At 39.9% G+C, this 25984-nt stretch carries 22 protein-coding genes; 13 read left to right on the top strand and 9 right to left on the bottom strand.

The window, feature by feature from the left end; genetic code table 11:
• Positions 1–31: 31 nt before the first annotated feature.
• Complete coding sequence (locus HWV02_RS20005; RefSeq protein ID WP_211689225.1) at positions 32–199, bottom strand: hypothetical protein; 168 nt, start codon at positions 197–199, stop codon at positions 32–34.
• A gap of 255 nt (positions 200–454) precedes the next feature.
• Here HWV02_RS20005 and HWV02_RS20000 point away from each other — a divergent pair, with 255 nt between their 5' ends.
• The 5 genes from HWV02_RS20000 to HWV02_RS19980 all read left to right on the top strand — a co-directional run bounded on the left by HWV02_RS20000 (position 455) and on the right by HWV02_RS19980 (position 7386).
• Positions 455–871 carry a YqaA family protein gene (locus tag HWV02_RS20000; protein ID WP_211677527.1) on the top strand — a complete coding sequence of 139 codons (417 nt, stop codon included), beginning with the start codon at positions 455–457 and terminating at the stop codon, positions 869–871.
• Between the two features lie 43 nt (positions 872–914).
• A complete protein-coding gene (locus HWV02_RS19995; protein WP_211677525.1) occupies positions 915–3791 on the top strand; it encodes a pitrilysin family protein in 2877 nt (958 codons plus the stop codon).
• Positions 3792–3878: 87 nt separating this feature from the next.
• Complete coding sequence (gene gshA / locus HWV02_RS19990; protein ID WP_211689224.1) at positions 3879–5471, top strand: glutamate--cysteine ligase; 1593 nt, start codon at positions 3879–3881, stop codon at positions 5469–5471.
• A gap of 323 nt (positions 5472–5794) precedes the next feature.
• Positions 5795–6523, top strand: coding sequence for an SDR family NAD(P)-dependent oxidoreductase (locus HWV02_RS19985; RefSeq protein WP_211689223.1), 729 nt, complete (start codon positions 5795–5797; stop codon positions 6521–6523).
• Positions 6523–7386: an amidohydrolase gene (locus HWV02_RS19980; RefSeq protein ID WP_211677514.1), complete on the top strand. Its 864-nt coding sequence runs from the start codon at positions 6523–6525 to the stop codon at positions 7384–7386. The genes HWV02_RS19985 and HWV02_RS19980 overlap by 1 nt, the downstream gene beginning before the upstream one ends.
• A 39-nt stretch (positions 7387–7425) precedes the next feature.
• Here HWV02_RS19980 and HWV02_RS19975 read toward each other — a convergent pair whose 3' ends face one another.
• The gene (locus tag HWV02_RS19975) at positions 7426–8601 is read right to left on the bottom strand and encodes a mandelate racemase/muconate lactonizing enzyme family protein (RefSeq protein WP_211677512.1); all 1176 of its coding nucleotides are present in this window, start codon (positions 8599–8601) and stop codon (positions 7426–7428) included.
• A 35-nt stretch (positions 8602–8636) separates the two neighbouring features.
• On the bottom strand, positions 8637–9404 hold the full coding sequence (locus tag HWV02_RS19970) for a class II aldolase/adducin family protein (RefSeq protein WP_211689222.1): 768 nt from the start codon (positions 9402–9404) through the stop codon (positions 8637–8639).
• A 368-nt stretch (positions 9405–9772) separates the two neighbouring features.
• Between HWV02_RS19970 and HWV02_RS19965 the strand changes: the two genes are divergently transcribed.
• On the top strand, positions 9773–10417 hold the full coding sequence (locus HWV02_RS19965; protein ID WP_211677508.1) for a LysE family translocator: 645 nt from the start codon (positions 9773–9775) through the stop codon (positions 10415–10417).
• A gap of 150 nt (positions 10418–10567) precedes the next feature.
• Positions 10568–11167 carry a DUF4136 domain-containing protein gene (locus tag HWV02_RS19960; RefSeq protein WP_211677506.1) on the top strand — a complete coding sequence of 200 codons (600 nt, stop codon included), beginning with the start codon at positions 10568–10570 and terminating at the stop codon, positions 11165–11167.
• A gap of 67 nt (positions 11168–11234) precedes the next feature.
• Here HWV02_RS19960 and purD read toward each other — a convergent pair whose 3' ends face one another.
• The 3 genes from purD to plsY all read right to left on the bottom strand — a co-directional run bounded on the left by purD (position 11235) and on the right by plsY (position 15189).
• Positions 11235–12524 carry a phosphoribosylamine--glycine ligase gene (gene purD, locus HWV02_RS19955; protein WP_211673122.1) on the bottom strand — a complete coding sequence of 430 codons (1290 nt, stop codon included), beginning with the start codon at positions 12522–12524 and terminating at the stop codon, positions 11235–11237.
• A 150-nt stretch (positions 12525–12674) separates the two neighbouring features.
• Positions 12675–14267, bottom strand: coding sequence for a bifunctional phosphoribosylaminoimidazolecarboxamide formyltransferase/IMP cyclohydrolase (gene purH / locus HWV02_RS19950; protein WP_211677504.1), 1593 nt, complete (start codon positions 14265–14267; stop codon positions 12675–12677).
• A gap of 322 nt (positions 14268–14589) precedes the next feature.
• Complete coding sequence (gene plsY, locus HWV02_RS19945; protein WP_211673120.1) at positions 14590–15189, bottom strand: glycerol-3-phosphate 1-O-acyltransferase PlsY; 600 nt, start codon at positions 15187–15189, stop codon at positions 14590–14592.
• A gap of 189 nt (positions 15190–15378) precedes the next feature.
• On the opposite strand from plsY, the gene folB reads away from it, so the two are divergent.
• The 3 genes from folB (at position 15379) to HWV02_RS19930 (ending at position 17204) form a co-directional block, all read left to right on the top strand.
• Positions 15379–15747, top strand: a complete 369-nt coding sequence (gene folB, locus HWV02_RS19940; RefSeq protein ID WP_067041533.1) for a dihydroneopterin aldolase — start codon at positions 15379–15381, stop codon at positions 15745–15747.
• On the top strand, positions 15747–16253 hold the full coding sequence (gene folK / locus HWV02_RS19935; RefSeq protein WP_211677503.1) for a 2-amino-4-hydroxy-6-hydroxymethyldihydropteridine diphosphokinase: 507 nt from the start codon (positions 15747–15749) through the stop codon (positions 16251–16253). The genes folB and folK overlap by 1 nt, the downstream gene beginning before the upstream one ends.
• A 96-nt stretch (positions 16254–16349) precedes the next feature.
• Positions 16350–17204 carry an undecaprenyl-diphosphate phosphatase gene (locus tag HWV02_RS19930; protein WP_211689221.1) on the top strand — a complete coding sequence of 285 codons (855 nt, stop codon included), beginning with the start codon at positions 16350–16352 and terminating at the stop codon, positions 17202–17204.
• Between the two features lie 100 nt (positions 17205–17304).
• Here the strand turns inward: HWV02_RS19930 and HWV02_RS19925 are convergent, their stop codons facing one another.
• Positions 17305–18465, bottom strand: a complete 1161-nt coding sequence (locus tag HWV02_RS19925; protein ID WP_211677499.1) for a multifunctional CCA addition/repair protein — start codon at positions 18463–18465, stop codon at positions 17305–17307.
• Positions 18466–18722: 257 nt separating this feature from the next.
• Here HWV02_RS19925 and HWV02_RS19920 point away from each other — a divergent pair, with 257 nt between their 5' ends.
• Positions 18723–20378, top strand: a complete 1656-nt coding sequence (locus HWV02_RS19920; RefSeq protein ID WP_211689220.1) for an ExeA family protein — start codon at positions 18723–18725, stop codon at positions 20376–20378.
• The gene (locus HWV02_RS19915) at positions 20375–21064 is read left to right on the top strand and encodes a general secretion pathway protein GspB (RefSeq protein WP_211689219.1); all 690 of its coding nucleotides are present in this window, start codon (positions 20375–20377) and stop codon (positions 21062–21064) included. Before HWV02_RS19920 ends, HWV02_RS19915 begins: the two co-directional genes overlap by 4 nt.
• Positions 21065–21129: 65 nt before the next feature.
• On the opposite strand, the gene HWV02_RS19910 is transcribed toward HWV02_RS19915, so the two are convergent.
• Positions 21130–22158: a nitronate monooxygenase family protein gene (locus HWV02_RS19910; protein ID WP_211677494.1), complete on the bottom strand. Its 1029-nt coding sequence runs from the start codon at positions 22156–22158 to the stop codon at positions 21130–21132.
• 453 nt (positions 22159–22611) lie between these two features.
• On the opposite strand from HWV02_RS19910, the gene HWV02_RS19905 reads away from it, so the two are divergent.
• Entirely contained in the window at positions 22612–22968 is a 357-nt protein-coding gene (locus tag HWV02_RS19905) for a hypothetical protein (RefSeq protein ID WP_211689218.1), read from the top strand.
• Between the two features lie 1497 nt (positions 22969–24465).
• On the opposite strand, the gene srmB is transcribed toward HWV02_RS19905, so the two are convergent.
• The gene (srmB, locus tag HWV02_RS19900) at positions 24466–25731 is read right to left on the bottom strand and encodes an ATP-dependent RNA helicase SrmB (protein ID WP_211677493.1); all 1266 of its coding nucleotides are present in this window, start codon (positions 25729–25731) and stop codon (positions 24466–24468) included.
• Positions 25732–25984 lie beyond the last annotated feature (253 nt).

Raw genomic sequence — 25984 nt, 5'->3', positions numbered from 1 at the left:
GCCTTTATAAGATGCAATTCTCGTCTGGTGCTCAGCGAGTAAGGTATATCATCAAACTAAGAAATGCGATGATGGCCGTTGTGGCGCCAATAATATAGATAAAACCTTTCTTACCTTGTTGTATACTCCAGTTATTATATTGCAAGAATCCAAACCACAAGATACTTAGTACTAAAGGTAATAGAAAAAATTTAAACATAAACTCCCCAATGTAGCGATTTATCACTGTTTATTGAATTATATAGTGGCTAAACTGTCCTACCACTTTTAATTATGCACGTAATATTTATAGAACAGTTAAATATTACCAGTCTGTGTATCCATAAGTGCGTTAAGCATAACATTAACATGCTTAACTTTGATTATACGTCTAACTTCAATATTATAGTGTGACTTAATTCTCTTAGTGGTAATACTGTGGGTAACCGTGGGTAGATGAGATTTAGAGGATTAGATGGGTCTTTGGTTATTGTTTTTTAGTAGTTTTACGTCTGCGACCATTTTACCTGGTAGTTCAGAAATACTGTTAACCGCGATGCTTGTTGAAGGTTCGTGGTCGCATTGGCAGCTTTTTATTATGGCGACCAGTGGCAATGTATTAGGCTCTATTCTTACCTTTTACATGGGGTATTTTATTTATGCGAAAAAGCCGATTGATTTTTCAGAAAATAAGCACTACCGCCGTGTACACAGCGTGATCCAACGATGGGGTTGGAGTAGCTTGCTATTTAGTTGGTTACCTGTTTTCGGTGATGTTTTTTGTTTATTAGCAGGTTGGTTACGTTTAAATCCTGTACTTTCTTTTATCGCTATTATGCTAGGTAAGTCAATTCGCTATGCAGTTATTATCTGGTTTATGAGTTTCTATTAGCTAATTATTTTATATTCAATTTAAAATTAACGAGGAATTTTTGATGCGTTTGAATTCTTTTTATGGTGCTGTGGTGCTGAGCTCTTCAATGCTGTTACTTAGTGGGTGCTCATTATTTGATAAAGACAGTGATATCGCAGCATTGCCGAGTGGAATGACATTAGTGGATCAGCAAGAAAAAGTGTCAGGAAGCTTGCTAATACCCTATGAAAAGTACCAGTTAAGTAATGGCCTTACCGTTATCTTACACGAAGACGATTCTGACCCGCTAACGTATATTGATATGACTTACCATGTTGGTTCTGCACGTGAAGAGCTCGGTAAATCGGGTTTTGCGCATTTTTTCGAGCATATGATGTTCCAAGGCAGTAAAAATGTGGGTGATCAGCAGCATTTCAAGATTGTTAATGAAGCTGGCGGTTCGATGAACGGCAGTACCAATCAAGATAGAACGAATTATTACCAAACCGTACCTGCGAATCAATTAGAAAAAATACTGTGGTTAGAAGCCGATCGTATGGGTTTTTTATTAGATGCGGTTGATCAACGTAAATTTGAGATCCAACGTGCTACGGTTAAAAACGAGCGTTCACAACGCGTTGATAATCGCCCTTACGGTTTACTTGGTGAACGTGTAGGTGAAGCTTTATATCCACGGGATCATCCTTATGCTTGGCAGCCAATTGGTTATGTTGAAGATTTAGACCGTGTTGATGTGAATGATTTAAAACAATTCTTCTTACGTTGGTATGGGCCGAACAATGCAACACTGACGATTGCGGGTAAATTTGATAAAGCGGAGACCTTAGCGTGGGTAAATCAGTATTTTTCGACCATTCCGGAAGGTCCTGAAGTAAAAGATATGCAACCTGTGCCTGTGAGTATTGATAACGATCGTTATATTACCTTAGAAGATAACGTGCCACAGCCGATGCTGTATATCAGTTATCCAACGGTATATATGGGGCATAAAGATGAAGCCCCTCTCGATCTGTTTGCTTATGCTTTAGGCGGTGGGAAAAACTCACTTTTGTATAAGAATTTGGTGGAAACTGGTTATGCAACGAATGTAGCTGCTTATCATAGTTGTAGCGAACTAAGTTGTACTTTTGATATCTATACGCAACCGAACCCAGCTAAAGGAATGGAGCTGGCCCCGTTATTGGCGAAGATTAATGCGTCGATGAAAGAGTTAGCAGATAAAGGTATCGCATCTTCTGAAGTAACTCGGTTACGCTCGATCATTGAAAGCTCCACGATATTTGGTATGCAAAGTGTTGCAGGAAAAGCAAAAGAGCTTGCGTTAGGTGAAACCTTGATGAATGATCCTAATTACTTAACGAAGGGGTTATCCGTTTTTAATACGATCACTGCAGAAGAAGGGATTGTTGGTTATAAAAAATACCTCGAAAATAAACCCAAAGTGATCATGAGTGTTGTGCCTAAAGGTAAGTTGGAATATGTTGCCCATGCTTCGACGTTTACACCTGCACCACGTGATATTGGTAAGCAAAATGCGCCGCTAGCTCAAACATTAGCAGTCAGAACGACGAAAGATACTTTTGATCGTTCAGTGATGCCAAAAGCGGGCGATAATCCACAGCAAACATTACCGACATTATGGCGTCAATCACTCGCGAATGACATTCAAGTGCTTGGTACGGTATACGATGAAACCCCTACCGTGAGTATACAGATTAATGTAAAAGGTGGGCGACGTGTTGAAAGTGCTGATAAACAAGGGATTGCAAAATTAACGGCCGCTATGATGAATCAATCTACAACGCTGCATTCATCGGCAGAACTCAACGATCAATTACAATCACTCGGCAGTAGCATTAATTTCTCTGCGGGCCTTTATGGTACGAGCATAAGTGTTAACAGTTTATCGAAAAATTTACCTGCAACATTAGCAATATTAGAAGAGAAACTGTTTAAACCGGGTTTTGTAGACGCTGATTTCACGCGTATTAAAGCACAGTCAAGACAAGCGTCATTACAAAATCAGCAAAGAGTTGGTTGGTTAGGGCAATTAGCTACACAACGTATTTTGTATGGTGAGGAGCGTGTTACTGGCAACCCATCATCTGGTACATTGAAAAATCAAGCAGCATTAACGCGTGATGATGTATTGGCTTACTATCAGCAATATTATAACTTAGCAGAAGCTAAAATCGTGGTGGTTGGTGATGTTAGTGAAGTCGCTGTTACGACGTCGTTAGATTTTTTACAGCAAGGCGCTCATTTGCCCGCAGTGACTTACCCGCCTCTAGCAAAAGCACCGTTATGGCAACCGAACACACTTTATATAGTTGATAAGCCAGGGGCGGTACAATCTGTAATTAAAGTAATATCACCCGCGGTAGCGTATGATGTGACAGGTGATTTTTTCAAAGCGAACTTAATGAACTTTAATTTAGGTGGTAACTTTAATAGCCGCTTGAATCAGAACCTACGCGAAGATAAAGGGTATACATACGGAGCGATGACAGGATTTTATGCTGACCGTGAATATGGTTTTTTCTCTTCATCGGCGGATGTTCGGGCTGAAGTAACTGGCGATGCAATCAAAGAAACGCTAAAAGAATTAAAAACTTATACAGATGGTGGTATCACTGATTCCGAACTGACTTATATGAAAAGTGCGATTTCACAGCAAGAAGCCTTGTCTTATGAAACACCAGCTCAGAAGTCTAATTTCTTAATGCAGCTATTATTATTGGATTTATCACCTGATTTTGTAGAGCAGCAAGCCAAGATTATTCAAACGATGAATAAGTCTGAAATTCAGGCATTAGCAAAGACTTACTTATCGAGCGATAAATTTTCTGTTATTGTGGTCGGTGATCGTCAGTTGATTGAAAAACAGGTTCAAGACTTTGGTTTAGATATTCAAGTTTTTGATCTGTTAGATAAATAATAGACTTGAAATTAACCTTAAAGATTGCTCCATTGATCGTGCAATTTTTAAGGTGATACTTTTATATAGTTCATTGGTGGATTTAATTTGAACGTTACATTTAAATCTCTGATCTCAAAATTATCAGAGCCAAGCAATATACAGTCGCTAAACGGCATCACCCGCGGCATTGAACGAGAGTGTTTACGCGTAAATGAAGCAGGCGGTTTATCACAGAACAGCCATCCTGCAGCGTTTGGCTCAGCATTAAGTCATCAGCACATTACCACAGACTATTCTGAAAGCTTATTAGAATTTATTACGCCTGTCAGCGATAGTGCCGCCAAGGCGCAACAGCAATTGAGTGATATCCATCGCAATGTAGTTAAAAACCTTGATGGGGAATTGTTTTGGCCTTCAAGTATGCCATGCCAGGTTTGTGATGCTGAAAGTATTCCATTAGCTAAATATGGTACATCGAATACAGGTAAAATGAAGCACACTTACCGAATCGGTTTAAAGCATCGTTATGGCAGTAGCATGCAAATTATTTCAGGTCTGCATTATAATGTGTCATTACCTATTACGTTTTGGCAAACGCTTTATGATCTAAAGGATGAAACTGGCGAACTCCAAGATTTTATTTCTGATAGTTATATGGGACTTATCCGTAATTTTTACCGTCATGGTTGGTTAGTTCCTTATCTATTTGGTGCTTCTCCTGCGTTAAACCGTTCATTCTTACCGACGGAGAAACAAACACCGTTCTCAGCATTGGGTGAAGACACATTATATATGCCATATGCGACATCGTTACGCATGAGTGATCTGGGTTATACCAATAATGCCCAAGATGATTTGGTTATTTGTCATAACACGTTAGAAAATTATACCGATAGTTTGAAGAAAGCGATTAAAACAAAAGCCCCTGAATTTGCAAATATCGGTATTAAGGTTGATGGTGAGTATCGCCAGCTTAATGATAATGTTTTGCAGATCGAAAATGAACTGTACGCGCCGATTAGACCTAAACGTGTGGCTAAGTCAAATGAAAAACCGTCGGAAGCATTAGCAGCTCGTGGTATTGAGTACATAGAAATTCGTTCTTTGGATGTGAATCCATTTGTTGCTACCGGTATTACCACTGCGCAGATGTCTGTGTTAGACAGTTTATTAGTTTGGATGGCACTGCAGCCTTCAGCTCCGATGACAGCCGACGAAATGGCTATCTGTCGTGATAACAGCACGAAAGTGGTAATGGAAGGACGTAAACCTGGCTTAACATTACAATTCGATGGTAAGGAACAAGTACTTGCTGATGTTGCCACTCATATTCTTACTGAAGTACAATTGGTAGCTGGGCTATTAGATGGTGCACAACTCGCTACGGAGACTGCTGCGAGTAATTTTTCGAAAGCGGTCGCTGAACAGCAGACATTGATTAATCGTCCAGAATCATTATTGTCTGGGCAAGTGCTTACGGCAATGAAGGCACAAGGTCTAGAGCATAATGATTTTATTTTAAACTTAGCTAAAAAGTATAAAGCAGAGTTATTAGCGACAGATTATGCGTATTGGGATGATACTTATTTCAAGCAAATGCAGCAGCAGTCAGTCGTGCAACAACAGCAGATCGAGGCTGACGACAAGCTTGATTTTGATACGTTCTTAAGTGAATACTTTGCAACAACTAAAAAATAGATAAAAAAAAGAGCCTATAATTAGGCTCTAAAAAATGAAAAAACAACTCTTGCAATGAATCAGACTACGGAATTGAGTTATGGTTCATAAATAATTGTAATAGTTGGAAAATAAAAAAAAGGAGCCTTAATAAGGCTCCCAAAAAATGAAAAAACAACTCTTGCACTTAATCTGACTACAGCATCAAGCAATGGTTCATAAAATTATTATTTGTTTTTATAATAGTATATTTGATTTAAAAATTTGATATACCCCATCATCATTAACATTATTATGTCCATAAGATCAGATTTCTCATATATAAAATTATAAAAGGAAAAATAATGAAGAAAGTCGCAATTGTGACGGGTGGTAGTAAAGGCATTGGCTTAGCTATTATCAAGAAATTTACAGAAGAATCCTATCACGTATATAACCTAGATATAGAAGCGGGTTCTGTTGGTGAATTTATTGCTTGTGATATTAGTAATTCAGAGCACGTTAATGCCGCAATGTCTGCAATTATAAAAAAAGAACAGTATATTGATACATTAATTTGTAATGCGGGTATCCACCTAAATTCAAATATCGAAAACACATCAGAACAAGATTTCGATCGCCTTTTTGCAATTAATGTAAAAGGCGCTTATTTTGCGATTCAAGCTGTTTTACCTGTCATGAAGTCCCGTAAACAGGGCTCTATTGTTTTAATCGCATCAGATCAATCAGTTGTCGCACACCATAATTCATTTGCTTATAATTTAAGTAAACATGCGCTCGCCTCAATAGCAAAAACGACCGCTTTAGATTATGCCGGATATAATATCCGAGCAAATGCTGTTTGCCCAGGAACCATTGAAACACCACTATACCATACCGCTATCGATAATTATTGCGCTCGTACTGGTGCAAATAAAGACAATATCCATAAAGAAGAATCTGCACTACAACCATTAGGTCGAATTGGGCAACCAGAAGAAGTCGCCGAATTAACGTATTTCATAGCAAGTGATAAGGCCAGCTTTATTACAGGGAGTTTGCAAATGATTGATGGCGGCTATACAGCGAAGTGATGGATAATATTATTGATCCTCATATTCATTTATTTGATAGAAATAAAGGCAGCTATGCTTGGTTAAAACCAGAGAACCCTCCCTATTGGTCAGATAAAGAGATTATCAATAACGACTTTTCTGAAAATGATCTGATATTGAAGTCCCCTTTAACACTCAGTGGTTTTGTTCATATTGAAGCTGGATTTGACAATGACTCTCCTTGGCGGGAGATTGAATGGCTTGAAAGCACTATTTCATGCCGCTTTAAAAGTGTAGCTTGTATCGACTTGATGCTTGCTTCCGAAGACTTCATTGGCCATATAACAAGGCTTAAGAAATTCTCTTCTGTCATTGGAGTCCGCCATATTCTAGATGAACAAGCTCATCTATTGCTGACATCAGATGTCGCTCAAATGAACCTAGTCTACCTTGCAACAACTGGATTACATTTTGAAGCCCAGTTATCAGGGAGCGATACAAAGGGCATAAACGCATTAGTCAATGTAGCAAGACAAAATTTAGGGCTTACATTTATCATCAGCCATGCGGCTTTTGCACCTTTAGATTCCACGCATCAAACATTACAATGCTGGAAGAATGGTATGGTATCACTCGCCGCTTTTCCGAATATCGTTGTAAAAGCTTCGGGCTGGGAAATGACTCGACGAGATTATATAAATACAAATTCGATTGATACTGTAATTACAGAACTACTTTCTTTATTTGGAGAAGATCGTATTATGTTAGCGAGTAATTTTCCACTAGCCCTATTTACAACTAGTTATCAAGAACTTTGGGCTTACTACAAAGCGCTAGGCCTACCACGAGCTTTATTAGAAAAACTGTGTCATACCAATGCCAAGAGAATTTATCAGTTTTAAATGATAATCGACTCTAGAATCGATTATCATTTTCTATATTTATTTAATCTCAATGCGAGGTGATCGCATAACAAGATCATCATTAAGTTCAATTCCGATACCCGGCGCTTCAGATACTTTAAATACACCATTTTCAGGTTGAGGATCCTGAATGCACAGCTCTCGATTCCATTTCTTTATCGCATAGGTATGATGCTCATGAATAAGGAAATTGGGGATCGCGGTTTCGAGGTGTAAGGATGCAGCTGTAGCAACAGGTCCACCACATACGTGGGCTTGAATACGAACATCAAAGATGTCTGCATAATCACACACTTTTTTCGTTTCGGTAAAACCACCACATAAGCCAATATCGGGTTGAAGTACATCAATACTTTGGTCTTCTAAATATGGACGAACACCCCAACGATTATATAACCGCTCTCCACCCGCAATAGGCACTGCAACTTTATCCGCCACTTTAGCATGCAAAGAGTGGTTCAAATAATTAACAGGTTCTTCGTAATACATACAACCGAATTCTTCTGCAATTTTTCCTAGCTGAATCGCTGTAGTTGCTCCAGGTAAACTATGGCACTCAAAAATAATATCAACTTCGTCGCCTACTGCATCGCGAATTGCTTGCATGCGACTACGGTATAGTTTCATTTCTGCTTTTGAAATAATTTTAGTGCGTTCGTAATAAGTATTCCCATTTTTATCATACATAATAGGGTCAACCTTCACGGCGTCATAACCTTGCGCTACCGCTTTTAATGCCGCTTCAGCATATTCTTCTGGGTGAGATAAAGCTTTGAATTCATCATCCCAATCAAATTGTAACTGAGATGCATAAGTACGTAGTTCATCATTCACTTTACCACCTAAAAGTTGGTAAACTGGAAGATTCAGTGCTTTCCCTTTAATATCCCATAATGCGGTATCAATAGCACTCATCGCTGCATAAACGATAGGTCCTCCACCTAATCCCCAAAAACTCTCTCGTAACATACGAGACCAAAGTTTTTCTGTTTGAAAAGGGTCATGTCCAATTAGGAATGCTTCTGCCATTTCTTTAATCATATTAGCCGCAGCACTATGACCCAAATCATACGCCAAGCCTGCTTCACCGACACCACTTATTCCTTCATCTGTATGAATACGAACAAATATCGGATTCCATCCTGCACGGTCTGGGCAGTGAATATCAAATACTTCAATCCACGTAACTTTCATCTAACTCTCCCTATTATATTTTTATTACGACTATATTATTCCATAAAACTAGGATCTAATTTATAAGCCTTACGTAACATAGCTGGCCATGCAAGCTGCCCACCAGTTGAACCCGTATGAACAATGTTAGCTTGCTTATAAATATTATCTAAAATTGGTTGTGGTACAGGAGTAATATCCTGTCCAGCTGATTGGATCATTATTTGTATTTCACAAGCACGCTGTAAATCATACATACGCATAAAGGCATCACCAATAGTGGGCCCTAATGTTAAACCACCATGATTAACTAATAACATATAATTAGTATGGCCGAGATCATCCTGCAAACGCTGTTTCTCAGAACTATCCACAGCAAGCCCTTCATAAGCATGATAAGAAAGTGATGATAATGAAAACATAGAATATTGGCTGTAAGGTAACAAGCCTTGTTTTTGTGTTGCGACTGCTATCATTTCTGCTGTATGCAAATGTATAACGCAATGTGCATCTTCACGAACCTCATGAATAGCGCTGTGAATCGTAAAACCAGCAGGATTAATACTAAAAGGACTATCATCGATAATATTTCCAGCGAGATCGACTTTAACCAGGTTAGATGCGGTCACTTCATCGAACGCAAGACCAAAAGCATTAATCAAATAATGTCGCGTTCCTGGGATACGGACTGATAAATGCGTATAAATTAAATCATCCCAGTTAAAATGCGAAACCAACCGATAGCAAGCAGCCAGATCTATTCTAAGTTGCCATTCTTTGTCGCTGACCCCATTTTTAAGATCTGGCTTAGGTAAACTAAACATACTTTAATCCTTTTTAAGTTTTTAGCTTCTTATCCTTTATATCACGCCTAAGGGACTTTGTTACAATCCTATTTTACGCGAACCACTAAAATCGGATAAGTAGCCAATGCGACATTTCTATCGGTGAAAGCACATGACATTTTAAACTTGCCTAACATGATCGTAAGCGTATGGGCAACCACACCACCATCTAATATCTGATTGAATATAATGACAGGTTTCAATGGTGCTATTTGGGTACTTTTTAGAAGAACCTATACCGTCATAAATACGTTCGTCATTGATTTTTACTTTTTTGATTAAAAATAGATTAAAATGTTGCTAGTTGTATTACAATCTGGTTTTTTATTTTGCAACGCGACCATCTAATGATTGATTTCTCTATTCTGCCCCTGTATTTAACTGCTGTTGTGGCGTTATTATTGATCCCTGGACCTAGCATGTTATTAATTGCCAGTTCAAGCTTAAACTATGGCCGAAAGGTGGGCTTTTTTACCACATTAGGTATTACCACATCAGGTATTGCTTTCACGTTGTTAGCGGCAATGGGCGTATCTGTGATGATAGCTATGAGTCCAATGGCACTTAAGACACTACATTTATTGGGCGGGTTATACCTACTTAAAATGGGGTGGGGTTGTTTACGTACTAGCTCTGTTGTCGCGCCTGAAATAGATCAAACCAATAAAATGGCTCGTTCGCTGTATCGTAAAGCGGTATTTACTAATTTATTAAATCCAAAAGCATTATTGTTCTTCGTGATGTTTTTACCACAGTTCGTGTCACCAAATATTGAAGCTTCATCTGGGGAACAAATGCTGGTGTTAGGCTTACTGCTTAATGCATTAGGTTTATTGTTTAACTTATTACTTGTGGTCACTGTCGGTACATTAGGTAAATCGCTATTAACGAACGAACGTTTCCATATCTACCAACATAAGATCATGGGGGCGGTATTTGTATTACTTGGTGTATGGCTATTAGTTTCGAAAGTACCTGCTGCAGTCGTCTAGTTGTGTATAAATTATAGTGACTTCAGACTGAACATTAATCATTTTTTATTATCTTTACCTCGTATTAGTGCTAATTTAAATGGCAGGACTAATGATAACTTTCAAAAAGGTTATCCCGCATTATGAAGTATGTTGGGTATAGGAGATGTTATGAAAGCACGACAGTTGGTTAATAAAAAAGGTTATTTGGTTGCGTTGCTTAGCTTGGTTTTGGCCGCATGCTCCACCGTTAAAGTGAGTACAGATTACGATCAAAGTGCTGATTTTACCACGTTGAAAGGGTTTAATTGGTTACCTGAATCGGCAAAAGTTGAAAAGGAAAATGCTTATCTTAATAATCGAATCATGGATGTTCGTATCACCAAAGCGATTGACAAGCAGCTTGTTGCACAAGGTTTTTCATTTTCGACTGCGCCTGATTTTTATGTGAATTACAGTATTACCTCGGAAAAGAAAACTAATATTCGTACTTATGATAATTATTCCGGCTATGGCCCAAGTTGGGGTTGGGGTGTTGGTTATGGACACCGAGGCATGTCACTGAGCGCGCACACAGAAACCCGTATTGATGAATACCAGCAAGGTAGCCTTGTTGTCGATGTGATTGACCCAACAAGCTTAGAGCTAATTTGGCGAGGCATAGGGAGTAAACGTCTACCTGAATCGACAGATGCGGCTGAAATGGATAAGTTAGTTGCAGATGTGGTGAAAAGTATCTTAAGTAAATTTCCACCTAAAGCGTCAAAATAGCTATATTACAAGCAAAAAATGAGCAACCAGTGGCTGCTCATCTTTATAACATCAAAATAGTGTCTGACTATTTTTGGTTTTCACGCGCTATAGCACGGTAACCAATATCGGTACGGTAGAAAGCACCTTCCCAATTGATTTGTGCCGCTAGCTTATACGCATTTTCTTGTGCTTCTGTTACTGTATTACCCAGCGCAGTTGCACAAAGAACACGACCACCGTTAGTCACAATGTTGTCACCTTGCAATGCTGTACCTGCATGGAACACTTTGCTTTCAGTTGAGTCCGCTTTAGGTAGGCCCGTAATGATCTCGCCTTTTGCGTAATCAGCAGGGTAACCGCCAGCCGCGATCACCACACCAACCGCAGCACGTTCGTCATAATCCGCAGTCACTGTGTCTAGTTTACCTGCAACAGCAGCAAGACAAAGTTCAACAAGATCTGATTTTAAACGCATCATGATAGGCTGTGTTTCTGGATCACCAAAACGACAGTTATATTCTAATACTTTTGCTGTGCCATCCGGTGCAACCATCAGACCGGCATATAGGAAACCAGTGTAGGTATTCCCTTCTGCTTTCATGCCATCAACCGTCGGGCGGATCACTTCATTCATCGCGAAGTCATGAACCGCTTGTGTTACTACTGGGGCTGGGGAGTAAGCGCCCATACCACCTGTGTTTGGACCTTTATCACCATTGTCACGTGCTTTGTGATCTTGGCTTGTTGCTAGCGCCAGAATATTTTCGCCATCAACCATCACGATGAAACTTGCTTCTTCACCCACTAAGAATTCTTCGATAACTACGCGTGCACCAGCATCGCCAAACTTGTTACCTTCAAGCATGTCATCAATTGCAGCAAATGCTTGCGCTTCAGTCTCAGCGATAATTACGCCTTTACCTGCCGCTAGGCCGTCAGCTTTAATAACAATTGGGCAGCCCATTTCGCTTATATACGCCTTTGCTGGTGCGATTTCAGTGAAGTTTTGGTATGCAGCTGTTGGAATATTATGACGTGCAAAGAAGTCTTTTGAGAATGCTTTAGAGCCTTCTAATTGTGCAGCACCTTGTGTTGGACCAAAGATAGCCAAACCTTCTGCTTGGAACGCATCAACAACGCCAAGTACCAATGGTACTTCAGGGCCAACAATCGTTAGTTCAATTTTGTTTTCTTGTGCGAATGCAACCAATGCTGGAATATCTTCCACTTGGATAGGTACATTCTTACATTTGTTTTCTAGCGAAGAACCAATATTACCAGGTGCGATAAATACAGTTTCAACATTTTTAGACTGAGCCGCTTTCCAACCTAGGGCGTGTTCACGACCACCGCCACCAATAATTAATACGTTCATAATGATGTTATTCCTTTTACTTTATGCGCTAATCTTGGGGGTACTCTGCGATACTTAGCAAGATTTATAATTGAATGAGAGCAGTACAGTCAGAGTTGTGTGTGTCACTACTCTGACTGTATTTTTAACTAATGTGCTTTTCCAACAGGCTTAGTGACGGAAGTGACGCATACCTGTGAAGATCATTGTCATACCGTGTTCGTTAGCCGCATCAATAATTTCATTATCACGGATTGAACCACCTGGTTGGATTACACATGTAATACCCGCAGCCGCTGCAGCATCAATGCCGTCACGGAATGGGAAGAATGCATCCGATGCCATAACTGAACCTTCAACCACAAGACCTTCGTCAGCGGCTTTAATTCCAGCAACTTTAGCACTGTAAACGCGGCTCATTTGACCTGCGCCAACACCAACCGTTACGCCATCTTTTGCGTAAACAATTGCGTTTGATTTAACAAACTTAGCTACTTTCCAGCAAAATAGTAGGTCAGTCAGTTCTTGTTCTGTTGGTTGACGCTCAGATACAACCGTCAAGTCGTCTAGGCTAACCATGCCACGGTCGCGATCTTGTACTAAGATACCGCCGTTAACACGTTTAATATCGAACTCACCGTTTTTAGCTGTCCATTCACCACATTCAAGTAAGCGAACATTTTTCTTGCTCGCAACAATTGTGCTTGCTTCAGCACTGACTGATGGAGCTATGATTACTTCCGTAAATTGACGGTCAACGATTGCTTGTGCAGTTACTGCGTCAAGTTCACGGTTGAAAGCAATGATGCCACCGAATGCTGATGTGGGATCTGTTTTAAATGCACTGTCGTAAGCACTTAAGATATCGTCACCAATAGCAACACCACATGGGTTTGCGTGTTTTACAATCACACATGCTGGTGCATCGAATTCTTTCACACATTCGAGTGCTGCGTCAGTATCTGCGATGTTGTTATAAGATAATGCTTTACCTTGTAGCTGTGTTGCTGTTGCAACAGATGCTTCAGTGGTATTTTTTTCAACATAGAATGCGGCTTCTTGGTGGCTGTTTTCACCGTAGCGCATATCTTGTTTTTTGATGAACTGGCTGTTGAATGTGCGTGGGAATTTAGATTCTTCATCACCTTCTGTGTTGTCGCCATAACTCGGAACCATAGTACCGAAGTAGTTTGCGATCATGCCATCATAAGCAGCTGTGTGTTCAAATGCTGCAATAGCAAGGTCGAAACGGGTTTTATGAGTCAGTGAGGTATTGTTTGCAGACATTTCACTTAATACACGGTCATAATCGCTAGCGTTAACGACAATTGTCACGTCTTTGTGGTTTTTAGCTGCAGAGCGAACCATTGTTGGACCACCGATGTCGATATTCTCAACGGCGTCAGCTAGGCTGCAATTTGGATTGGCAACAGTGTTGGCAAATGGGTAAAGGTTAACAACTACAATATCAATCGGGTTGATACCGTGCTCTGACATTACTTCAACATCAATATCACGACGGCCAAGAATGCCACCATGTACTTTAGGATGTAGCGTTTTAACACGACCATCCATCATTTCTGGATGGCCTGTATAGTCAGAAACTTCTATTACTGGGATGTCATTTTCAGCTAATAATTTAGCTGTCCCGCCAGTAGATAATAATTCGACGCCTTGTTCTACTAGGCCGCGAGAAAATTCTACAATACCAGTTTTATCAGACACACTGATAAGTGCACGGCGAATAGGTCGAGCGTTGTCCATTTTACGATTACCTCAAAGTACATTTTTATAGAAGGATGTTTTCGGAAAAGGTCGCTTGGCCTTTTACGGAAACATCCTGCACTATGTTCCTTTTATATCGACTAACTTTAAGAAGCAATTTGCTTGTTAAATAGCTTTAGATATATAACGTACCGCAGATGGGGGGCATTCTAACTGAAAATTAATTAATTGTGTCGATTTTTTTAATAAAAATTCACGAACAGCATTTTTATGCTTTTAATTTAACGACGTAAGTATAATCGAGGTATATTAACGAATTATATACCTGTCGTAGACGCTAGCTTTTGTATTGCATTGTAATTTAACGTTTTTTCTTTTTGTGCCAGATCTTATCTTCTTTGCCTTGCAGCAGACGCATAATATTGTCGTAGTGACGCCAAATAATAAGGCAAGATAGCATGGCAACGGGTAGGGTATATTGGGCTTTAAAAATAAGAGTGTAAATTGGCGCGAAGAGAGCAGTAAAAATAGCAGCCATTGACGAATAGCCAGTAACGGCCAAGGATAGCCCCCAGCTCAATACAATTGAGGCTCCTAAATCAAGACCTATGGTCAGTAGCGCGCCAAATGCAGTTGCAACCCCTTTACCGCCTTGAAATTGAAAAAAAATGGGGTAAATATGACCTAGGCAAGCTGCGATTGCGATGAGTCCGAGAGAAAATGGCGTGAGGTTTAAATACCAAGCGACCCAGACCGGTAGTGCGCCTTTTAACATATCAAAAAAGAGAACTAAGCCTGCGGCGAATTTGTTTCCAGTACGTAATACATTGGTTGCGCCCGGGTTTAGTGAACCGTATTTTCGTGGATCAGGTAAGCGAAACAGCTGGCAAATAAGGATCGCTGAAGAAATCGAGCCTAGCAGATAGGCGAAAATGATAAAGATTAAGCTCAATAGGGTCATTACTGATTAATTCTTCTCTAGGTTTGCTGTATTATTGCATTATTATATCCATTAATAAATTACGTGCTGTAACAAGGCTTACAATTACGTAGTTTATTTTAGATATAAATAAAAATTGAGAAACCTATCATACGCGTTTTTTATTCGCGAGGGTATCCGACCTCTATCAAGTTTACTACGGACGAGCTCATGGACATTGTATTTATTGAAAAATTGGAAGTTTTTACCACGATCGGTGTATATGATTGGGAAAAAAAGATCATTCAACGGTTAGTATTTGATTTGAAAATGGCACATGATAATCGCCCTTCAGCACTGACTGATGATATTACCAAAGCATTGGATTATTCTGCCGTATCTAAGTTAGTGACTGACTTTGCACAAAACAATATTTTTGAGTTGGTTGAAACAATGGCAGAGCAAGTTGCTGAACTATTAATGACAACATTTGGTATACCTTGGATTAGCCTCAAACTGAGTAAACCTGGTGCTGTCGCAAATGCGGCAACGGTTGGTGTATATATTGAACGTGGCCAGCGTGATGGAACGCTAGCGTAATGGCTTTAGTGTATATCGGCATCGGCAGTAACATTGATAAAGAATATCATGTCGCGAATGCGCTACGTGATCTTGATAAGATGTTTGATGACTGTCGTATTTCTCCTATTTTCGAAAGTGCGGCTGTCAATTGCACGGGTGATAACTATTACAATTTAGTGGTGGAATTTACCACATCGTTATCGCTTAGCGAATTAATGCAGTGTTTAAAAGATCTTGAAATCACACATGGACGTAAAGCGACTGATCGTCGTTATGCACCCCGAACCTTAGATTTGGATTTATTGTTATTCGACAATATCATCCAATCTGAAACGCCTATTTTACCTCGCGCTGAAATTCTTTATCATGCTTTTGTATTATGGCCGCTTGCCGAACTAGCTCCGGATTTACGTCATCCGGTGTCTGGTATTTCAATGGCTGAATTATGGCGTGACTTTGACAAATCAACACAGGTACTCATGCTCGCTAAGTGGCAATGGCCGAAAATAGCTGAGCTGGCTTAGACGTTATAATGAGCAAGGTTAATGCGAATTATTTATAGTATTAACCTGTATCTTTAAACCTATTTATTTTTAACTATTACAATAAAGGAAATATGAATGAGTACTTTGGAAGTGATCGTTCTGGCATTGATTCAGGGACTCACTGAATTTTTACCTGTATCAAGCTCTGCTCACCTTATCTTACCGTCACAATTACTTGGATGGGAGGATCAAGGTCTTGCTTTTGATGTTGCTGTACATATAGGTACATTATTAGCGGTACTTATTTATTTCCGTGAGGAAGTTGGCGCTATGGCTGTGGCTTGGGTGCGTTCTCTGTTTAAACATGAACACACGAAAGACAGTCAGCTAGCATGGTGCATACTATTAGCAACCATTCCGGCTGCGTTAGTCGGCTTCTTTGGCAAAGATTTAATTGAATTATATTTGCGTAGTACCACGGTGATCGCCACTACTACGATTATCTTTGGCTTGTTGTTATGGTGGGCTGATGCTAATGCCACGCAAATAAAAGATGAATATAAAACTGGTTGGAAAGGGGCATTAATCATTGGTTTTGCACAAATGTTGGCGTTAGTTCCGGGTACTTCTCGCTCGGGAGTGACGATTACTGCAGGTTTAATGTTAGGGCTTAGCCGTAGTGCCGCAGCACGCTTCTCATTCTTAATGTCGATCCCGATTATTGCAATGGCAGGTGGTTATTTAACACTGAAATTAGTACTGAATGGTGATGTCGTTGAAACCCTGCAAGCGGGTGAAATCATTACGACAGTACGCGCTGTTGATTGGTTTGCTATGGGCTTAGGCGTTGTTATTTCTTTCTTTAGTGCTGTAGCCTGTATCCATGTATTTTTGAAAGTACTAGAAAAATTAGGCATGTTCCCGTTTGTTATCTACCGTCTACTTTTAGGCGCTGGTCTGTTCTATTTAATCTATACTCAAGGGCTTTAACTTCCTCGATTAGCATTAAGACTAAAGATGAAAAGGCTGTTACCTGTGAGGTAGCAGCCTTTTTTGATCTTACATGTTAACCATCATTTATGACCAGTGCTCATTGAGATCGTAATGTGGTTAATGCAGCAATACGTTGTGTTGTTAATTGCTGTTTGATTTCCGCACCACGGAATCCAGCTGCAATGATCGGTTGTACTGCAATATCACAAGCCGCATTAAGCATTTGTGTCAGGTATTGAGTCGGTTGATATTCATCGGGTAATTTACAGACTTTACTGCTTGAACAGGTTAACAATATTTGCTGAAAACGTTCAGGTTTACGCCATGCATCAGTATTATCGAAAAGGCTGATAATATCAGTAGGCTCTAAGGTTAGAGCGCTGTGAATGTTTTCTTGTTGTGCGCTAACCAGCAACGCTAAATCTCGGTGTTCGTTAGGCACTTTACAGCGTTTGGCCAGTGCTTTAATACTAACTTGAGAATTATCAAGCTTCTGCATCAATGCAGCAAAGCGAATGGCTAAATCAGCCGAAAGTAATGCAGTTTGCTGTAGCTGAATTAAGGCTTGCTGGCCGACAGTTGTAGTCTCATTATAACCTTCGCTATGTATACGCTCAAAGAGGGCATCGAGTTCGGGTAAGATAACTGCTAATGCGCCAATTTCATTTAAGACGTGGAAAAATATTTCTGGATTGGCTGCTGATAATGTCTTTTCAACTTCTTGCCATACGCGCTCGGGGGTTAATTCAGCAAGATCACCTGCCTGTGTCATGCCCTGCATTAACGTCAGTGTCTCATTAGCGATAGTAAAGCCAAGATGGTGAAAACGTGCGGCAAAACGGGCTACGCGTAGGACGCGTAATGGATCTTCACTGAAGCTTTCTGAGATATGACGCAGTATGCGATTATCTAAATCTGCTCTGGCATTAAGTGGGTCGATGGTTTGGCCGTTCATATCTTCAACCATAGCATTAATGGTCAGGTCTCGGCGTACAAGATCTTGCTCAAGCGTCACATCGGGTGCTGCATAGCAGGTAAAACCTGTATACCCTGAACCACTTTTTCGTTCGGTTCGTGCCAGTGCATATTCTTGCTTACTGCTTGGGTGTAGGAATACAGGGAAATCTTTACCGACTTGCTGATAGCCTTGTTCTAGCATTTCTGCGGGTGTTGCACCAACAACAACAAAATCTTTATCTTTTACCGGTAGAGATAATAATTTGTCTCGAACGGCTCCGCCAACTAAATATATTTGCACTAAACAACCCCTGTTACTTTACTTTAATGATAGCTTTAAGATAATTACATGGTATTTTTTAAGTATACCTTACCGAATAATAAATTCGATCTTTGCTGTCAATTGTGGAGATTTACTTGCGGTAACTCAGTTTCAGTTGATGGTTAATGAGCACTACAACTTATTTTATGAATAAAGTAGTATTTTTATCGCCTATTTTTGACATTTTGTTGTCTAGCTATTAACGTGAAGCATCAACTATAGGATGATAATCATAGATGTATACTGAGTTTTTTCATTTAAAAGAAATGCCTTTCTCTATTGCTCCCGATCCTCGTTTCTTTTTTATGAGCGATAGGCATAAAGAGGCACTGACACACCTGACTTATGGATTACAAGGTGCGGGTGGATTTGTCATGTTAACCGGTGAAGTGGGAACCGGTAAAACCACAGTTTCACGTGCATTAGCAGAGGGCTTAACGAATGACACGATCCTGGGTTATATTCATAATCCTGCAATAAGTGAGCTGGAGTTACTCGCGACGCTTTGTGATCAATTTAAGCTAGACTATGATAATAATGAGCTGAGTTTAAAGGTGCTCTTTGATTTATTACATCATTATCTACTCAGTAATTGTCAGCAACATAAATCCTGCGTGGTTATGATTGATGAAGCGCAATTATTATCCACGAAAGCATTGGAACAACTACGTTTGTTAACCAACCTCGATGTTGACCATAAAAAGCTATTACACATAGTGTTAATTGGCCAACCTGAGTTACAGCAAAAACTAAAACAGCCTGAGTTACGCCAACTCGCGCAACGTATTACCGCTCGTTATCATTTATTGCCTTTAACAGAATCTGAATTAACCAGTTATGTGGCGTACCGTTTAAGTATCGCATCCGGTAATCCAGGCTTATTTAACACCAAAGTATTAAAGCGTATTTACCAACATACTGCAGGTATCCCGCGTTTAGTTAATTTGGTGTGTGATAAAGCCTTGTATTATGCGTTTAAAGAAAATGCCAATAAAATTACTCCACAACATGTACAAGAAGCCGTTAATGCGGTCGTTGTTACTGGGACAAGCAAATCCAAGTCCAGTAAAGTAGGCTTATTTGCGGGTGCATTAGCCATGGTATTAATAGGTTTTGGTTTGGCTGGTTTTCAGCTGGGGTTATTTGATCGCCTAATAGATAAAGCGCCAACGACACAAGTAGTGGTAGTCAATGACACGGCAGACAAGAACGAGGTAAATAAACTTGTCATAGATGAGGTACCTCCTGTTATGAATGAGGTCATATCTGATAAGGCGTTATTAGCGAATATTAATTCTGCACGACAAAGCAGTGCAGCTACTCAGTTTTTATATAAAGAGTGGGGCTATGATATTGCATTGAACGATGCGACTTGTCGTAATGCGCAATATGCGAAATTACGTTGTCTGCAGCGACAGGGTAATTATGCACAATTAGTACAATATAACTTACCTGCTGTCGTCCGTTTACTGGATAACCTCGGTGAAGATTATTACGCAACCTTGTTGAGTATTACGTCATCAGGTGTGGAGTTACAATTAAACAACAGCCATTTATTGGTGAGCCAAGCTTGGTTTGAAAAATATTGGAGTGGTGATTTCACATTATTCTGGACTGCACCAAGTCGTTTTAAAAATAGCTTAAAACAAAATGATAAAGGCACACTAATACGCTGGTTAGATCGTAACGTGAGCGCAGCGCTTGGTGAAAAAGCCTTATCAGGTACGAGGTTTGATGCGATATTAATGAAAAAGGTGATACGTTTTCAACAACAGGCTGGTTTAACCGCTGATGGAATTGTTGGTCCTCAAACTATGATGACAGTTGTCCATTATGCTGATAGCACAGTGCCTAAATTGAATGTGGCAACACATATTCCGGAGAAAAAATGAGCCTTGCAGTTGGTAAAATCCTAAGTCTATGCAGTATCAGTGTAAGCTTAGCGGTGAGTGTATTATGGAGTCCAGCCTTGTTTGCAAACGACAATGCTCGTCATAATATAAATGTAACAAGGCCTGTTTTAACGGGCGTTGAACAAACCGATCCGCTGACTATTTTAAAGTTACCTGATATTGAGTTTGAACACCCATTATCTGTAGTTAATATTCCGGTAACGCCTTCTGTATCACCTTCATCAGAACAGTTACCTGCAGTGATTGTACCGAGTAGCAAGCCAGCAGTGAAAGAGGCTCAAGCTTCTGAGCTATTAACGATGAATGATGAGTTAGCTAATGAGCAGGTGTCAGCCGAACTACTTGCTAAATTTAATCGGGCGTTAACGGCGACAAGTGATACTGATAGCATACCTGCTAAAGTGATAGCAGAAAGTTACAATGCTGTCCCTATTAAGGACTTACCCGCACACTTACGTGCGCAAATCCCTAATATTAGTTATAGCTCGCATGTGTATTCGTCGAAACCACAAAATCGTAGCGTGCGTCTTAATAACCGAGACTTACGTGAGGGAAGTTGGTTGAGTGATGATGTTGAGATTTTAGAGATATTGCAAAATGAAGTGATTATGCGCGTCGGTGCGCAGAGCTTTAGTCTCCAAGCGTTATCTGATTGGTCTGCATAATCTCATTGCGCGGACAGTCTAAGTGAGCAAGGAAGTCGTTAACTACATCCTTGCTTATCATCATCTTATTGTTTCGCTAATTTATTAATCACATTATCTGCTTCTGTCATAATACGATCTACGATAATAGCTACACTTGGTACATCATTAATCAATCCTTGCGATTGACCAATAAATTGCACACCAGTAGTTAAATCACCATTAATGGTAGCAGCTTCTAGTTTTTCAGTTGCAGCACCGAAATATGACAATTGCTTAATTTTATCGAATTGCACAAAGACGCCAGCGACTAATTTCAAAAACGGTAAATCGACCATTTTAGCGGCCTTTACCGATTTAAATAAGGCTAAGACAAAATTCATTGGCTTTTTGGTTGCTTTAATAGAAGCTGGCGTTTTTAAAACGCGGGCATAGAGACCATCAAAGTTTTTCGAATAGATAGTATCGTTTTCAGATTTGCTAGTAATGATTTGTTTAACGTTATTATGCAAAGCACTTTCTTGGCTGGTGGCAAAACGGGAGCCCATTGCAACCCCTTCAGCACCAAGTGAAAGAGCGGCAATTAAACCTCTACCATCAGCAAAACCTCCAGTCGCGATAATTGGAATATCTACGGCGCTGGCAATCGCGGGAACCAATACTAGTGAGGTGACATCGCCACCGTGCGCGGCAGCTTCATGGCCTGTTACCATCAAGGCATCGGCGCCAATCGATTGTGCAGACTTCGCATGTTTCTCATTAACGACAGTGGCAATAACTTTACCACCATAAGCGTGAACCTGTTCGACGATCCAATCACCTTTACCAAGTGAGAAGTTAATCACGGGTACTCGTTCTTCAATACCTATTTTGGCATTTTCTTTCGCTCCTGGCATAAGTAAGGTAGCGCCAATACCGAATGGTTTGTCAGTAAGCTCACGGATCTTTTTGATTGCTGTGCGGGTTTCTTCTTGGCTCAATGGTCCTGTTGCTAAAATGCCTAAACCACCGGCATTGGAAACTGCCGCAACAAGTTCTGGTTTTGATATCCAACTCATACCAGGTAAGACGATAGGGTGCTCAATTCCTAATAATTCTGTAATCCGTGTTTTCATCACTTTATCCCAAAGATGCAAAAAGGTTGGAAAATAAATTAGCATAAATGCACTAATACATACAGATGTTAATAATATGTTTATTTTTAACAAAGTTATTTATCGATAAGTTTTAACTATTGCAACTTTAGTTTGGGTATGTTCTGTGTATTTTATATCCACAATATTATCTGCTGGATAGATAGAATTCCATGTGTAAGACATCGACTATGTGGACGTCGGGATATAGTCGTTACGTCACTGTGTTTATCTCAGTATTAGACCTAGTCTTACACTCGTAAAAAATACCAATTTATATATATATCAACAACTTGTTGGTTTTCGTGTTTTTTTTCTTGTAAATTTATGTAATTTAATTGAATTTCCGCGATTGTTGCTCAGGCTTAATGACGTATATTTATAAGCACAAGGACGGAGCAGGAACATCTTCAGGAAGAAGACCAAAGGATTAAGTTGCAGGACGCGACACAAGGACAGCTTCAGGAAGAAGACCAAAGGATTAAGTTGCAGGACGCGACACAAGGACAGCTTCAGGAAGAAGACCAAAGGATTAAGTTGCAGGACGCGACACAAGGACAGCTTCAGGAAGAAGACCAAAGGATTAAGTTGCAGGACGCGACACAAGGACAGCTTCAGGAAGAAGACCAAAGGATTAAGTTGCAGGACGCGACACAAGGACAGCTTCAGGAAGAAGACCAAAGGATTAAGTTGCAGGACGCGACACAAGGACAGCTTCAGGAAGAAGACCAAAGGATTAAGTTGCAGGACGCGACACAAAGGACAGCTTCAGGAAGAAGACCAAAGGATTAAGTTGCAGGACGCGACACAAGGACAGCTTCAGGAAGAAGACCAAAGGATTAAGTTGCAGGACGCAACACAGAAATAAATCAGGATCGATTTATTGTGCTAGGAAGGCAAAAGGACACTCCGACGGATTGGGAAGTGGAAATTTAATGGAATGAATAGAGTCAGGATTTAGCAGGGGTGCTACACGTTTCATGGATTGAAAATATAGACTTTAGGGCGGCACAGTGTGCCGCCTTTTCTATATCTGGAGTTTAATATAAGCAGCGCTATATAACTTACCACCAACTAATTTTTCTGACATAACCCATCTCACTTCAACCATCTATATAACCTTACTTCTTACCTTTAGGTCTACTTATAGATGTATATGGTATGTTTGTTTTAACAGCATTACTTATCGCTATATTTTAAGTTTTACAACTTTAGTTTGGGTATATTCTGTCTATTTTAAATAAACAACATTATATACTGAGCTGGCAGGCTTCAATGTGTAAGATATCGACTATTTGTGGTGAGGGATATAACCGTTACATCACTGTGTTTATCTCGATGTTAGACCTAGTCTTATACTCGTGCTTCACGGTTATACTTATTTTTATCAATGGCTTATATTTTTACTTGTGTGTGATCTTGTAAAAGATTGTAATTTAATTGAATTTACGTGCTTCTTGCGAAACGTTAATGACGTATATTTATAAGCACAAGGACGGAGCGGGAACATCTTCAGGAAGAAGACCAAAGGATTAAGTTGCAGGACGCGGCACAAGGACAGCTTCAGGAAGAAGACTAAAGGATTAAGTTGCAGGACGCGACACAAGGACAGCTTCAGGAAGAAGACCAAAGGATTAAGTTGCAGGACGCGACACAAAGGACAGCTTCAGGAAGAAGACTAAAGGATTAAGTTGCAGGACGCGACACAAGGACAGCTTCAGGAAGAAGACCAAAGGATTAAGTTGCAGGACGCGACACAAAGGACAGCTTCAGGAAGAAGACCAAAGGATTAAGTTGCAGGACGCGACACAAGGACAGCTTCAGGAAGAAGACCAAAAGGATTAAGTTGCAGGATGCGACACAAGGACAGCTTCAGGAAGAAGACCAAAGGATTAAGTTGCAGGACGCGACACAGAAATAAATCAGGATCGATTTATTGTGCTAGGAAGGCAAAAGGACACTCCGACGGATTGGGAAGTGGAAATTTAATGGAATGAATAGAGTCAGGACTTAGCAGGGTAGCTACAAGTTTCATGGATTGAAAGTATAGACTTAGGGCGGCACTGTGTGCTGCCTTTTCTATATCTGGGATTTAATAAATACACAATTCAACGCTTTTCTATTCAATACTCGCCTACGAATTAACTATCGACATGACTTATCGTATACAGACCCAATTTATGTTTGAAAATTTAATATCAATATCTAATATTGAGATACAAAAAAGGCGCTAAATAAATTTAACGCCTTTTTTAATCAAGCTAATTTAAGCTATCGTCTGTTTAGCGATTACTTGCTTTTAGACTTATTTTTCTTGGTGCGTTTTTTAGCTTTAAGCTTCGCTTTCGCTGATACTTTATTTTTACCAGTCGCCGCTACTTTCGCTTTTTTCTTGGTTTTCGATATTGCAATTTTATTGTTTGGCTTCAAACCTTGAATTACACGACGCTTAATTGTTTCTTCAGTGTAACGTTCAATTTTACCAAAGATACGTAGATCATGCGCTTCCACTAATGAAATTGCTGTACCTTTCTTACCCGCACGTGCTGTACGACCAATACGGTGGACATAAACTTCAGCACTACGTGGTAAATCAAAGTTAAATACATGACTTACATCTTGAACATCAATACCGCGAGCGGCGACGTCAGTAGCAATTAGTACTTTTACTTTATCGTTTTTAAATTGATTTAATGAACGAGTACGTTTTGCTTGATCCATCTCTCCACGTAAATAAGCACACGGAATACCTTGAGACTGTAAATAGCTTACTAATTCAGCCAAACGTTCACGAGTTTTTACAAATACGATAGAACGAGTTGTGCTTTCGTCGCGTAACCAATGCACTAACAAGGCTTGCTTGTGTGCATGATTATCAACGTGATGCATTAGTTGGTGAATTTTTGCTTTTTCTTTACGTGAAGGATTAGCTGTAAATTTAGCTGGCTCTTTCAATAGTTCTTCAGCAAAACGCTCAATACCACGACCTTCTAGGGTCGCAGAAAATAGCATTGTTTGTTGACGACGAGTCATTTCATCAGTGATTTTTTTCACGTCATCATAGAAGCCCATATCTAACATACGGTCTGCTTCATCTAGAATCAGTACTTCAACGGCTGCGCATTCAAATGCATCACGACGGATATATTCTAATAAACGACCCGGTGTAGCGATGACAATATCAAGACTATTTTTTAATACTTCAGCGTGTAGCGCATAATCAACACCACCCGTTACCATCGATACTTTATGGTCAGTATAGGCAGCTAGCATTTTAGCTTGTTGGAATACTTGACTCGCGAGTTCTCGCGTTGGCGTCAAGATAAGTACTCGTCCAGGGCCTAATTCGCGACGTGGAAAGTCAAGAAGATGCTGAACAGCTGGTAATAAAAATGCCAGCGTTTTACCTGTACCTGTCGGTGCAGATGCAAGGATATCTCTACCTTCCATGGCAGTTGGCAATACTTGCTGTTGAATCAATGTTGGTTTAACAAGATTATTATCAGTAAGTGCTGCAATTAATTCAGGGTCTAGATCGAGACTTTCGAAGTCCATAAAACTACCGTATACAAGAGGTTAAAAAGGAAGATGAAGTTATCATTTGCTGTATTTAAACAAAGACACGTCAAATTTTTGAGCGCTAATCGGCCATTATGGCAGATTAGCGCCCTAGAGGGTATTAGTTTTCTACTCAAGTGACGAAATAATCGCGATTATAGTACTTATTTTTTGTCGGTATTATTGGCGCGATAGAATCGTTAATGGGGATATTTAAATGCCCGATTGGTAATTATAGAGATTGATTATA

Origin of the sequence: Moritella sp. 28, from assembly GCF_018219435.1 — a bacterium.
Classification (GTDB): Bacteria; Pseudomonadota; Gammaproteobacteria; order Enterobacterales; family Moritellaceae; genus Moritella.
Note: the sequence above shows the minus strand (reverse complement) of the source record. Positions and strands in the feature narration are given on the sequence as shown.